14 protein-coding genes and 1 pseudogene are annotated in these 11679 nt (G+C 57.4%); all 15 read right to left on the bottom strand.

What is annotated here, in order from left to right; all coding sequences use genetic code 11:
• Window positions 1-133 precede the first annotated feature (133 nt).
• Window positions 134-715, bottom strand: coding sequence for a hypothetical protein (locus ACTQ3V_RS06215; protein ID WP_087238876.1), 582 nt, complete (start codon window positions 713-715; stop codon window positions 134-136).
• Window positions 712-1104 carry a hypothetical protein gene (locus ACTQ3V_RS06210; RefSeq protein WP_441466775.1) on the bottom strand — a complete coding sequence of 131 codons (393 nt, stop codon included), beginning with the start codon at window positions 1102-1104 and terminating at the stop codon, window positions 712-714. Before ACTQ3V_RS06210 ends, ACTQ3V_RS06215 begins: the two co-directional genes overlap by 4 nt.
• 1 nt (window position 1105) lies before the next feature.
• On the bottom strand, window positions 1106-1363 hold the full coding sequence (locus ACTQ3V_RS06205; RefSeq protein ID WP_441466784.1) for a hypothetical protein: 258 nt from the start codon (window positions 1361-1363) through the stop codon (window positions 1106-1108).
• 63 nt (window positions 1364-1426) lie between these two features.
• Window positions 1427-1762, bottom strand: a complete 336-nt coding sequence (locus ACTQ3V_RS06200; RefSeq protein ID WP_441466774.1) for a 4-oxalocrotonate tautomerase — start codon at window positions 1760-1762, stop codon at window positions 1427-1429.
• A gap of 117 nt (window positions 1763-1879) precedes the next feature.
• Window positions 1880-3812: pseudogene (locus ACTQ3V_RS06195) on the bottom strand (DNA cytosine methyltransferase).
• Between the two features lie 2 nt (window positions 3813-3814).
• Entirely contained in the window at window positions 3815-4714 is a 900-nt protein-coding gene (locus ACTQ3V_RS06190) for a conjugal transfer protein TrbL family protein (RefSeq protein WP_441466773.1), read from the bottom strand.
• A gap of 95 nt (window positions 4715-4809) precedes the next feature.
• Window positions 4810-5235: a hypothetical protein gene (locus tag ACTQ3V_RS06185; protein ID WP_441466772.1), complete on the bottom strand. Its 426-nt coding sequence runs from the start codon at window positions 5233-5235 to the stop codon at window positions 4810-4812.
• A 9-nt stretch (window positions 5236-5244) separates the two neighbouring features.
• The gene (locus ACTQ3V_RS06180) at window positions 5245-5592 is read right to left on the bottom strand and encodes a DUF3852 domain-containing protein (RefSeq protein WP_441466771.1); all 348 of its coding nucleotides are present in this window, start codon (window positions 5590-5592) and stop codon (window positions 5245-5247) included.
• Between the two features lie 20 nt (window positions 5593-5612).
• Window positions 5613-7367: a DUF8193 domain-containing protein gene (locus ACTQ3V_RS06175; protein WP_441466770.1), complete on the bottom strand. Its 1755-nt coding sequence runs from the start codon at window positions 7365-7367 to the stop codon at window positions 5613-5615.
• A gap of 78 nt (window positions 7368-7445) precedes the next feature.
• Window positions 7446-8033 (bottom strand): DUF6550 family protein, encoded by a 588-nt coding sequence (locus ACTQ3V_RS06170; RefSeq protein ID WP_087233685.1) that lies wholly within the window; start codon window positions 8031-8033, stop codon window positions 7446-7448.
• Window positions 8034-8116: 83 nt separating this feature from the next.
• Entirely contained in the window at window positions 8117-8653 is a 537-nt protein-coding gene (locus tag ACTQ3V_RS06165; protein ID WP_441466769.1) for a hypothetical protein, read from the bottom strand.
• A gap of 83 nt (window positions 8654-8736) precedes the next feature.
• Window positions 8737-9132, bottom strand: a complete 396-nt coding sequence (locus ACTQ3V_RS06160) for a DUF4320 family protein (protein ID WP_087295606.1) — start codon at window positions 9130-9132, stop codon at window positions 8737-8739.
• 11 nt (window positions 9133-9143) lie between these two features.
• Window positions 9144-10016, bottom strand: a complete 873-nt coding sequence (locus ACTQ3V_RS06155) for a type II secretion system F family protein (protein ID WP_441466768.1) — start codon at window positions 10014-10016, stop codon at window positions 9144-9146.
• Window positions 10017-10020: 4 nt separating this feature from the next.
• A complete protein-coding gene (locus ACTQ3V_RS06150; RefSeq protein WP_118427287.1) occupies window positions 10021-10950 on the bottom strand; it encodes a type II secretion system F family protein in 930 nt (309 codons plus the stop codon).
• A partial coding sequence (locus ACTQ3V_RS06145; protein WP_441466767.1) for a CpaF/VirB11 family protein occupies window positions 10947-11679 on the bottom strand: 733 nt, incomplete at its 5' end. The genes ACTQ3V_RS06150 and ACTQ3V_RS06145, both read right to left, overlap by 4 nt.

The raw sequence follows: 11679 nt of genomic DNA, 5'->3' as shown, positions 1-11679 counted from the left end.
TTTGATGGACGCCTCCTCACGGCTCTGCGGAACCGGTCTTTTCGCTTTCTTTGCCAAAATGGATGCCTCCTATTCTCCGTGGAGGCATCCCGGCCATGGAGCGGAACACCTCCACGGCCTATGATGAATTGATTTACTCGCCCACGATGACCCAGCGGTCGCCGTCGTAGTCCTCGAACTTCTCGGTGGTCACATTTTGCTCGAAATAAACGCCCAGCATCCGCTTGAGATCCTGCTCGGTGGCGCGGCGGGTGGTAAACCCATTGTCGTTGATGCTCTGCTCGATGCGGCTGAGATACGGGAACACATCCGTTTCCTTTTCACTTCGCAGCCGGATGATGATATAAAACTCCCGGCTGGAGGCCATCAGCACCTGGATGCGATCCAAATGCTTGCTGTCCTGCTCCAGAAGCCGCCGGATGGCAGGAAGCTCCTCGCTGCCCATGCGCTCCTGATAAAAGTTTTTGTTTCGCTCGAAGGACTCCTTGGAGTTGAGAGCGAGCATCTCAATTTCCGCCTGCCCCTTGACCACATTCAGCAGGGCGTAGATCCTGGCGCTGATGCTGGAATCGGACAGGACGCTGATGTTGGTGGGCTTGATGATGAAAAAGACCAGGTCGCCCATGCGGGTGGCGATGCAATAGTCCTTGATGCCGTCGATCCCCATGAGCTGCCGGGTGGATTGCGCGGCATTCTCTTTTTTCTTTCTGTTCATAGCTTCATTCCTCCTTGGGAAAAGCTGGGCGGGAAAAAGCCGGTACAGCGCATGGTGACACAGCAGGTCACCCGTCTGGGGTTCTGGCTGAACCAGTATTTTGCCCTGGCGTTCTTGGCGCTGTAGCAGAGGGACTTCTCGCACAGAAGGCCGCCCACATAGCTTTTCAGCAGGGCCCGCAGGCTGCGGAAGCCATAGTAATATCTGCCGTCCTGGCTGCGGCAGCTCCACTTGTTCTTGGCATCCTGCCAGAAGAAGGCGTTGCGGCACTCCCACCGCTTGCGCTTCCGGCTCCACCGGAGCGTCAGGGAGGCGGACAGATCCCGCTCCTCGATTTCCGGCAGGCCGAAGTTTTCCTCGTTGTCATAGAGTGTGTCGGCGTGGAACATATCACATTCTCCATTCATAGAATTGCTGTTTGGTGATCAGGAAGGCAATCGCATAGCGAATGAAATCCAGAATGCTGGTCCCGTCAAAGCGGATGCTGAGGAAGGCATAGACTGCTGTCAGCACCAGCGGGATAAAAATACCGGTCTGTGTCAGCGCCAGGATAGAGACCAAAAGCCCTACGACAATGACGCCCACATCCCTGAGTTCCCAAAGCCACAGCATGGCCTTGGCAGTCAGATTGTCGGGGTAGATATACAGGGTGGTTCACCTCCAAAAAACAAGCCGCCGGGGATATGCTCCCCAGCGGCCGGTGCGGCATTTTTATTCTTCGGTCATCTCGGCGGGCTGATTCTGCGCCTCGTACTTAGCCAGCGCCTGCTCGATAAGACCGATGACGAATTCTTTCTGCGTGATTTTTCTGCCGCGCTTTTTTTCTGCGGCAATGAAGTCCTTCAGCCGCTGATCCAGCTCCTCGGTGATCTTGAATGCGAGAGTCTTGGTTTCTGCCATAGTGATTCCTCCTCCTTCGAAGTGTTCTTTGAGTATCAGCTCCACATACTCGCCCAGAGTCTTGAGGCCAAGCTGTTCCTTTTCTGCCACAGCTCTGGCGTGCAGTTCTTCCGGGATCATTCCGCAGAGATTCTTCTTTGCTTCCATGGGTTACTCCTTTCTCTGATTTTGTGAGCAAAGCATACTGCGCCCGGCGGCAAATAGCTATTCACAGAACCCAACGAAGAAGCAAGCTGCAAACGAAGCATAAGCAACAAGCCCGGCTCAGCCGGCGAGAAGCACCAGAGCAATGCCAAAAAGGACATAGTCCACGCACGGAATGGCCACGCTGTTGCCCAGTGCCTTATACCGGGAAGAGTCAGAGGCGTTGGGAATGTCAGTCCAACCGTCCGGAAAACCTTGGAGCCTTTCACATTCCAGAGGTGTCAGCCTGCGGATGAGCCTTGGCTGATCTGTACCCTGCAGCACCAGATCCGTGGCATCCTTGTGCTGGCGTGCGCTTTGAGTGCTTGTTACCTCTCCATCTTTGAAAATGTCGACTCGCTGTCTGCTGAACACGGCATGGTGATCGGTGGCAGTCAGCGTATAGGCGAGGTCTGCTTGGTATCCGATCCCATTGCCGCCGTTTTGAGGCTGCCGGTCAATAGCATTGCCGGTGATGCAGAATACCTGTTCCTGCTCCACAAGCGGGACATTGTTTCCGCCTGTACCATACCGCGCGGACATGGTAGGCGCCACTTTATGGGGGCCGGTGTAGCGGGAATCAATGCCGTGGTTCTCGTAGACCAAGGGCTGATGCCCATGTTCCTGGGCCCGAAGCGTCCCTGTGATGTCCAGGCTGCACTCCATCACGCTGCCGCCTTGGTCGTTCAGGCATAAGATGGATGGCATACAGTTTCCGCTGGCGCTGCCTTTCAAGGTGGGGGCAAGCTCCTCGCCGTAGCCGATGCTTCCGGCAGAGGCTCCTGCCCCGGCAGAGAAGCCAGCAGTCAGGACACAGGGATACCCCTGACCGGCCTGACCGCCGCCTGCACTCAGAGATGTGTGCCGTTCCGGCGTCAGAAAACAATCGCCGTTGCCTTTGGCCACGACACCCTCCGCGATGAAAGTCTGCTGCTTCATTCCTGGCTGGGCGCCCAACGCTCCGGCCACATCGTGCAGATCCCTGACCTCATCCCGCTGGTTTGCGGCAAAGGCAATCGGCTGTATAAGGCCATTGCGGCTGGTGGACATCCCGCAGTTCACGCCCAGGGTGGCCGCGACTGAGCCGGTCAGATCACCGTTATAGCCATCGAACCCTTCGATTTCCGCATCGTCCGGCTGGGTAACAAAGGTCTGCATCTGCATATTGTTTGTCGCCATCAGGGCACCGGAAACTCCGTGCAGATCGATGCCTTCATCACGCTGGTTGATATGGTATGCCTCCAGCGGGGTGGATCTGCCATCCGGCGGAGCAACCCCAGACTGGATCTCCAGCGCACGATTGAGTTTTCGGGGCAGCTCTTTCCCGCGTTCAAAGGCTCTGCGCAGGATGCCCAGGCAGGCTTTCCTGGTCAAATAGTATTTGTCCGGCGGATCGTCCTGCAAAATCTGCGACAAGGAAGATTCTTTTTCTTCTCTGGGGGACACCCCAGTATTGAGCGTCAAGGCATCTCCACGCCAGGGAGAAATCAGCTCCCAATAGAATTCGCCCAGCAGGTTCCCAGCGCCCGGTGTCAGGTCGAGGGATTGAAACACCACTGACTTTAATTCGGACGATCTCCTCGAGGACGATCCGGAAATCCTCTCCTTTTGGTGTTCCGCTGGAGAAGGCTCCGGGCACATTTTCCCACACCATAAATCGAGGTCGTATATTGAGAGCTGCTCGGCCTCGTTGTCTATCTGCATCTCTCATCTCCTTTACGATTCGAACCTGCTCCATAAAAAGGCCGGAGCGTTCACCGAAGATCCCGGCTCTCGCTCCGGCCACGGACAGATCCTGACAGGGAGAGCCGCCGCAGATGATATCCACCGGCGGCAGCTTTGCTCCGTCAAGCTTTGTAATGTCGCCCACATGAACCATATCGGGAAATCGAAGCCGCGTCACCTCGATGGGGAAGGTTTCGATCTCACTTGCCCACACAGGTACGATGCCGTTGTGAACCGCAGCCAGGGGAAAACCGCCAATCCCGTCAAACAAGCTGCCCATTGTCAGCATCTTCATTTGGCTACCGCCTGAACAACGGTCCTTGTGGTATTGACCGCAGCCTGAGCGGTATAGACTGCAGACATGATATTGGCTCTTGTGGTGGTATCCAGACCAAAGGCGCCGGCAATACGGGGGATCTCGCCGGCGGACAGCATCAGGCCGAGGCCAAGCAGCGCATGGTCCTTGAATACCATGAGACCGGCGATGAGAATGGTGGATTGCAGGAAAGCGGTCAGGCACAATCCGATGATCTGCTTGCACCATTGGATGAAACCATCCGTATAACCGCGTGGGACGCTGAACATATAGAGACTGCCCACTGCAATTTGAATGAGCAGAATGCCGCCGCGCTTTAGGTTTGCGAAGAAGACCTTTATCACGGCGTAGGCCATCAGAATGATGCAGAATAAAAGCATGATTGGGCTGGTGATGGAAGCAAAGCCGAAGTATGAGCCGGTGGTCATTCCAGTCAGCGAATCAATGCCGCTGAGTGAATCCACAATCTCGGTCGCCGCCTCACCGATGGAGGTGCCATATCCTGTGATTCCTGCGGTGAGGCTTGCCTGCAATGTGACGGAAAGCTCATAGAGCCGAACCGGTACAACCGTAAACAGGCTCACCGCCATAAAGCCTTTGATGGCGCACAGAGCAGTTTCTTTGAGGTTCCCTCTGCCGGAGGAATACTCGATGCCGCACTCAAAGCAGGCCACCACGAGGCCGGTCACATAGAGCGCCCAGGCCAGATAGGAGAAAAACAGCACGATGCTCTGCACCCAGCTCAGCTCGAACAACTCGACGCCCATGTTGCCCATCTCGGCGAAAAAGTTTCCGAGAAAGCCCATGACCTGGCCGTAGATCCAATCCGCGATCTGACCGAGGATGGTGTCGGCAACAAAATCCCAAATAAACAATGGTTCGTTCACCTCTTTTCGGGGTGAGGCCGCACCAACTGCTTGGGATAAAAGGCCAGGGGCCGTACAGCTGGTACGGCCCCTGGGTCAGTTCTTTACATGGTCTGCTGCCACTGAGGGTCAGCGGTCTGGCTCTGCTCCTGAAACACCTCCAGATAATCCGATACCGCATCCGTGAGCTGCTGGTAGTCCTGACTGTTGGGATGGTAGACATACCAATCCGCTTTCCCGTAGTCATCCCAGATGTAGGGATTGATCCCATTGCGGAAGTTCGGGTTGCCGATTTGCTTTTTCCCGAGGATGTCGGAAAGATTCAGAAGCAGCACATCCACCTGGCCTTCGTTCCGATTCAGAATGGAAATGCGAAGGGCATGGTATTGATTTGCGACGATCCCCGTGACGAACTGGATCTTTGCCCGATTCAACTCATCGAGACGCACATAGCAGGCCCGGCCTACATAGGTGGCGTCCGGATACTTTGGGGCAACGATTTTATGAAGCTCTTGCTCGAAAAAGTTCATATGCCCTCCTTAAATGCCAATGATGCTCCAGAGATACATGGGGGCGGTGAGGGTAAAGACGAGGCACGCAAACAGAATGGCGGGCGCCGCCCACTCAAACTGACCGGACTTTCTGTACTCAAAATAGGCGGTGCCCAGCTTGGCGAAGAAGAAGACGGCCAGAACCAGGTCGATGGCAGGAAACACGACATTGTCCACAACCGTTTTGATCTGGGTGGATGCAGTGGACCAGGTGCTCTCCACCGCGCCGGCCACATCGCCGGTACCTGCGGCGAAAGCCGTGGTCGCCATCAGGCAAGTCATTGCCAAGACCACGACAAGCATAACGATCAGGCGCTTATAGTTGAATTTACGCATAGATTTCCTCCATTGTGTTATTAAGTTGTGGGGGCGATATGCCAGTCTTCCCAAAGGTCGCCGGAAATCCGGAGGGAGTCCGTCAGGTTAAGCGACAGCATTCCTGCGGGCGTCCAGCAGTCCAGGAGCCAGGTGTACGGCGTATAGCTTCCATCGGGATACCATATCGGTGTGAAATGGGTCGGCCGGTTATAGGTGCTGTAGGGGTTGTCCTTGAAGGTGAAGGTGGAGCGTTTGCCGCTGATGCTTCGATCCAGGAGCCTCCAGAAGCCTTCGTAGTTGAACTCCGGGAAATAGGTCACCGCATTCTGCGCCGCAGTCACGGCAGAACTCTGCGTGGTGCTGACGCTGGCCGTAACGCTCTGCTGGATGCCGTATCCGCTCTTGAGCGCAGAGGAAGATGCCGTGGGCGACAGGCTGTCCGGCGTGATGACCATGGTTGCCGTCAGGCTGGCTGTGTAGGCGTTATAGTCAAACTCCCACCAGCCCTGATCCTCCCACCAGCCGTTGTCCACCCAGTGGTACCAGCGGTCCGTGTGGGATTTGCCCTCGCTGTCCGTCCACCGATCCGTGTGCCAGCACTTCTCCCAGTTTTCAACCCACACCCAATTTTCCTGCCACCAAGGAGACCAGATGCCCCAAGAGGCGGAGGACACTTCTTCTTTCTCCGGGATATCCGCGAGGGTGAAGGTGTCGTTTCGGTCATCGGCCACGGGATTGGGCGGGTCGTTGCCGTCCAGATCCACGATGTTGGCGGTGATGGTGCTTTGCGCCGTGCCTCCGCCCAACACCCTGACCTGAATGGTGCAGACACAGGGTTCATCGGGGGTATGCCACTTCACCCAGACCAGCTGGCTGTCGCCGTCCGGATAGTAGACATTGCTGACGGTATAGGTGCTGCCTTCGATCACAAACTGCACGGTGACCGGGTTGTCCGGGTCTGACTGCCCGCCGGACACCTCCACCGAGGTAATGACATCGGTGTCCACCCGGTATTCGTAGTCAAACTCATCCACCTCCGGTTCCTCCACCTCATCGTTGAAGCGGACGATGCCGATCCCCAGCGAGGAGATGATCTGCTCGTTACTGACCTTGCTGGTAGCGCTGCCTGACCAGGCGGGATACCCGAGGTCGGCCTCCTCCAGAAAGATAGCGAGCGGGAGATTCTGATGGGTCAGCGATCCCATCCAATAGCGCAAGTTGCCGCTGACCACCTGGTCGTACAAAGCGGCCTCGGTGGCAGTCATAGCGTAGTTGGCGCCGTTATAGACCAGATACGCAATCGGCTCGATGACGATTTTGTAATCGCCGCAGATCAGCGTATCGAAGTCCATCCCCACATATCCAGCGATGGCTCGGATGACCTGTTCATCGGTGAAGTAGCTGCGGATGGCATCAATGCTGGCCGGATAGCTGCCGGAGGAGATGATGCGGGGCAGGCTCTGCGAGGGATTGATATAACTGTAGTTTCCCACTACCGGAGAGAGACTCCGTCCGGCGTTATAGGACAGCTTGCTGACTTTGCCGAAATGGATAACGCCCGATGCGGGTGTTTTGTTGGTCAGATCGATCACATTGCCCACTACGGCATGGCTGTCCACATTGATTACGGATACACGGACGCCATCCATGCCGGGATTCCAATAGCTTGTAGATGTTCCGCTGCCCATGTTGCCGCCACCGCCGTCAATGTTTTCATCTCCAGTTGCGTAGGCAGGTACAGCGATGGACAGCATCAGGACAGCAGAGAGAATAAGAGCAAGGATTCGCTTCACAGGTGCCCTCCTTTCCGATTTTTTCAAATAGAAACGGCGCAGTCACTTCCGACTGCGCCGTTATTGCGGATGAGGGGGTCAATTACCGCCGCCCATCTCGCCAATCTTATTTCCGTTTTCATACATACTGTTGTCCTGAACACCGGTGTTCTCACCACTGTTATCCACGTAGCCGAAGCCGGGTACATAGACCTGACCGGAGCTGTTGGTGCTTCCCGCGGCAGGCTCCGTTTCAGTAGGAGTCACTGTGGGAGTCTCCTCATAGGTGGGCGGCGCCTCATCTTCGGTCTTGCGCTCCTCCTCCGGCACATCCGCTCCGTCGTGGTCATCCGGCAGCGTGGTGGTGCCGGCGGGCGCTTCCGGTTTTTCGGGGGATTCCGGCTTTACGGGATCTGCCTGGATGGTCTGCTCCAGGCCGCTGGAGTCCGCGCCCTGGGCGGGATCGGTTTCGGATGCGTCCGGCGTTTCCACCTTGACATCCAGATCAGTCTGGCCGTTATTGTCGATATCCACATTGGGATCACCGCTCTGGGTGGAGTCATCGGAAACCACACCGGAAGAAATCTCGGCATTGCCGCCGAACCGGGCGGCGATCCCAATGGCTGCCGCAACGCAGAGCAGGCAGCAGACGGCGATGAGGACGATCCTCTTTGTCTTATCTGTCATGGTGTATGCCTCCTTGGTGTATTACTTGTTAATGGGACAATACCACATTTTCATGTGGAAGTCTATTGAAAAGACCGGATGGATCAGAAGAGAGGCACATATTTGGCCTCTGTGTGCAAAGTCATGCTGGCGGCGGGCAAAAGATTCCCCAGAAACCGGACGGGCACCACCAGATGGATCTCCACCAGCGCGGTATATCCCTCGCTCTGGCCGGAACCGAGGCTGTTATTTTCCAGAACCACGGACAGGTCGGAGATGGTATATTCCACCTCGCCGCCTGAAATTTTCTGATACCCGCCCGCTGTATTTTCCAGGCCGAGCGTTTCAGAGAGCTGGCCGTACACATCACCGGTGTCGATGCTCTCATCCCAGCGGCCTGTGCCGTCCGGATACCAGCCCGCGGCGTATCCCTCGCGGACGGCGTGGTACACATCGTCATAGTTGTCATTGACGGTGGAAATGACCGCCTGCTGCGCGGCCTCCTTTACACCTTGGGCAATGATCCACAGCCGGCTGAACTCGGCAATGGCGCAGAACAGCATCAGCAAGACCAGCATGATAGCAAGGATCATGGGGGTGCCCTCGCCGGAGCGACGGCGAAAGATATGCTTGCATTTCAATGGTTTCACCAACTTTCATCGCGGGCATACGGGCCCGATTATTCCGGCTCCTGGTGCGCGAACTGGGTGCAGCGGCACGCTGCTCACTTCCAATACACCTCCGACTTGCCTGTGGCGGAAGCCGTCAGCGTGATCGGGAACGAGCCAAACCCTCCGAACAGGCCGATGTCCGTCTCCAGCGTCAGGGTCACGGTGACCTCGTCGTTGAGCTGGATGCGTCCGGTGGTGGACCACCGGATGTCGGGGTCAAGTCCGGTGCTGTCGGTAAGCGCCGCGGCCCGGCGGGTGGTCTCCGTGCCAACCCGGCCGGCGATCTCCGCCTCGCGCACCAGCTCCACGGCATAGGTATCCAGCTGCTGCTTGGTGATATAGACCGGCAGCACACGAACCACCAGCGCCAGCACCAGCATGGCGCACACCACCAGGACGCATACATCGATATAGCCTTCGCCGGAGCGCCGTTTCAGTATTTTTTTCATGGCGACCTCCTTTAGAACAGGCTTCCCAGAGAATTGACGATCTGGTACACGATGATGACGATGTAGGTCATCATGAAGCACATGAGCATGATGAAGCTGAACACCCGAATCTTGGGCGGGATCTTGGCGGCCTTGGCCTTGAGGCGCTGCAGTTCCAATGCCTTCAGATCGTGGGACAGCATCTGGAAGTACATTCGCCCGTCGTCACCCCGCAGGATGCCGATGAGGCCTCGAACGATGTCCGAAATGATGGCGGAGCCCATTCTGGCCTCAAAGCGGATGAGCGCCGCTTCATAGGAGGAGGAACGCATATCAGCCGTCAGCACATCCAGCTCACGACCAAAGTCAGGCCCGGCGTGTTTCTTGTAGTTTTCCAGAATCCGCAGCACATCCCGGCTGGCTGCCAGCTCCTGGTGGATGGTGGCGACGAACCGGGGCAGCTCGCCCTCGATCAGCTCCATTCTGGCCTTGACCAGCTCATCCGCCCGGCGGCTTTCCTTGAACCAGGTCAGCACGGCCAGCACCACGATGAGAGGGATCAGAATGGGCAGGATCAGCAGGCACGGGATGATGCCGAGCAGGATGAGACAGGGCTTCAGGATCGAATAAGCCATGTAGACCTGGGGCGTCATATCCAGCCCTGCCGCCGTGAGCTTGCTCTCCAGCCGGTGGTATTTGTATTCGTCCATTCGGATCAGCGGTGCCAGCTTCAGTGCCCAGCCGAGGATCAGCGCCTCCAGAGCTTTGACCAGGCTCCGCTCCCGCCGTCCGGCAGAGATGAGCGCCCGTTCCGTGGCCAGTCTGGGAATCTTCAGAAGGTCGGCGAGGACGAAATACAGTCCGGCGGCCAGCGCGGTCCCGAACAGGAATAAAAGTACGCCCATTTCCTCACCTCCGATACTCAATAGGCTGGGTCAGTTTCACCACAAAAGCAAAGGACACGAATACGGCTGCGATGCAGACGGCGATGACCATCTGGCCGGGGATGGTGTCCACCAGGGTGTGGTACCAATCGGTGTTGATGAACCGCACCAGTGGGATATTGATCAGCACCAGGATTGCCATGGTGACGAACTCCTTGCGGGGGCCGAAGACCAGATTTTCCAGCTCTCCGTTGACCACTCGCATATCCGACAGCTTGCTGACGATGGGCGTCAGGGTGCTTTTCAGGCTGCGGTCTGTCTGGCACGCCATCACCGCTTCGCACCACTCCTGCCACACCTCATTGTCGATGGCGTATTTCAGGTCGTGAAGTGCGGCGTCCATGTCCGGGTCAATATGCTTGATGCGGGTCAGAAACCGCTGGAACACCTCCTGCACCGGGTGGTGCAGGTATCGGACATTTTCCTCCACCGCCTGCTGGAAGTTTTCCGTGCGCAGATAGGCGGTGGTGATGACCGACAGCGCCGTTTCCAGCTCTGCGGCCACATCCTTTTTGAAGCTGCCGGCTGTCAGCTTGACATACCAGAACGGCGCCAGCATAAATCCGACGGCCAGCACAGGGACAAGGAAGGCATTTCCGGCGAGAATGGCGATGCAGGCGCCCAGGGCAAACAGCACCAGGGAGGCCATGCACACCATGGGAAACTTCCCCTCACGCCCGGATGCGGCCAGCACCGCCTGGGCTTCCGTGATCTCCCGGCGGAAGAAGCCGGCCTTTTTTCGCTTGGTCGTCTCGTTGATATCCGCCCGGATGCTGCCGGGAGCAGCAGTCAGCCGGGAGAAGATGCTGTCGCTCATTTCTGCGGGGGAGATCCCCAGCACCATAAAAAGCCCGGCGATCATGCCAATGCAGGCGATCAGTTGGATCATTGTCATGCAGTTTCCTCCTTTCTCTGGATGAACTGCTCCAGCTCACCGCGGGGCATACCGTTCTCGATAAAGCGGCGCTGCAGGCTCTCGGACATCTCCTCGCACTTCTGGTGGTGTCCCTCAATGATGAACCGGTCGCCCTCCAGACGGTTTTCGGTGATATTGTACTCGTAGAGCTTGTGAAGCCGGCGGCTCCCATCCGGCAGGATCTCACATTCGGAGATGTTGGTGATGCGGCGCTCCTTGTTCTCCAGCTGGCGGCAGTAGACCACAATGGGATATGCCTCAGTGACATAGCCCATGAGCGTATCGTCAGGGGTGTCCACGGCCCGCTTGCACAGGGATACCATGCGGCGATAGGTGCCCTCGCTGGAGCTGGAGTGGATGGTGGTGAGAACGGCCACGCCCACGCGGGCGGCCTCCTGGGCGGCATTGGCCTCCGGGCCGCGCATCTCACCCACGGCGATGATGTCGGGATTAAAGCGAAGGGCGATGTCCAGCAGCGCGATCTGGTCGATGCGCTGCCGCTCGTTCTCGCTGTCGCGGGTCTGGGTGTGGACGACGGAGTTGACCACCCTGCCGTTCTGCTCCCGGATGAGCTGAAGCTCACGGGAGCCGTCCTCGATGGTGAAGATCCGCTTGCGGTCGGGAATGGTGGACATGAGCCAGCCCGCCACGGTGGTTTTGCCGGAGCTGGTGGCGCCAGCCACACAGATGGACACGCCATAGCGCAGG

Source organism: Candidatus Agathobaculum pullicola (assembly GCF_052117205.1).
Classification (GTDB): domain Bacteria; phylum Bacillota; class Clostridia; order Oscillospirales; family Butyricicoccaceae; genus Agathobaculum; species Agathobaculum pullicola.
Note: the sequence above shows the minus strand (reverse complement) of the source record. Positions and strands in the feature narration are given on the sequence as shown.

Coding starts and splice junctions, on each gene's coding strand:
- ACTQ3V_RS06160 (WP_087295606.1), bottom strand. CDS start 9,132: ATGAAAAAAATACTGAAACGGCGCTCCGGCGAAGGCTATATCGATGTA.
- ACTQ3V_RS06210 (WP_441466775.1), bottom strand. CDS start 1,104: ATGTTCCACGCCGACACACTCTATGACAACGAGGAAAACTTCGGCCTG.
- ACTQ3V_RS06170 (WP_087233685.1), bottom strand. CDS start 8,033: ATGACAGATAAGACAAAGAGGATCGTCCTCATCGCCGTCTGCTGCCTG.
- ACTQ3V_RS06155 (WP_441466768.1), bottom strand. CDS start 10,016: ATGGGCGTACTTTTATTCCTGTTCGGGACCGCGCTGGCCGCCGGACTG.
- ACTQ3V_RS06200 (WP_441466774.1), bottom strand. CDS start 1,762: ATGGAAGCAAAGAAGAATCTCTGCGGAATGATCCCGGAAGAACTGCAC.
- ACTQ3V_RS06185 (WP_441466772.1), bottom strand. CDS start 5,235: ATGAACTTTTTCGAGCAAGAGCTTCATAAAATCGTTGCCCCAAAGTAT.
- ACTQ3V_RS06180 (WP_441466771.1), bottom strand. CDS start 5,592: ATGCGTAAATTCAACTATAAGCGCCTGATCGTTATGCTTGTCGTGGTC.
- ACTQ3V_RS06150 (WP_118427287.1), bottom strand. CDS start 10,950: ATGACAATGATCCAACTGATCGCCTGCATTGGCATGATCGCCGGGCTT.
- ACTQ3V_RS06215 (WP_087238876.1), bottom strand. CDS start 715: ATGAACAGAAAGAAAAAAGAGAATGCCGCGCAATCCACCCGGCAGCTC.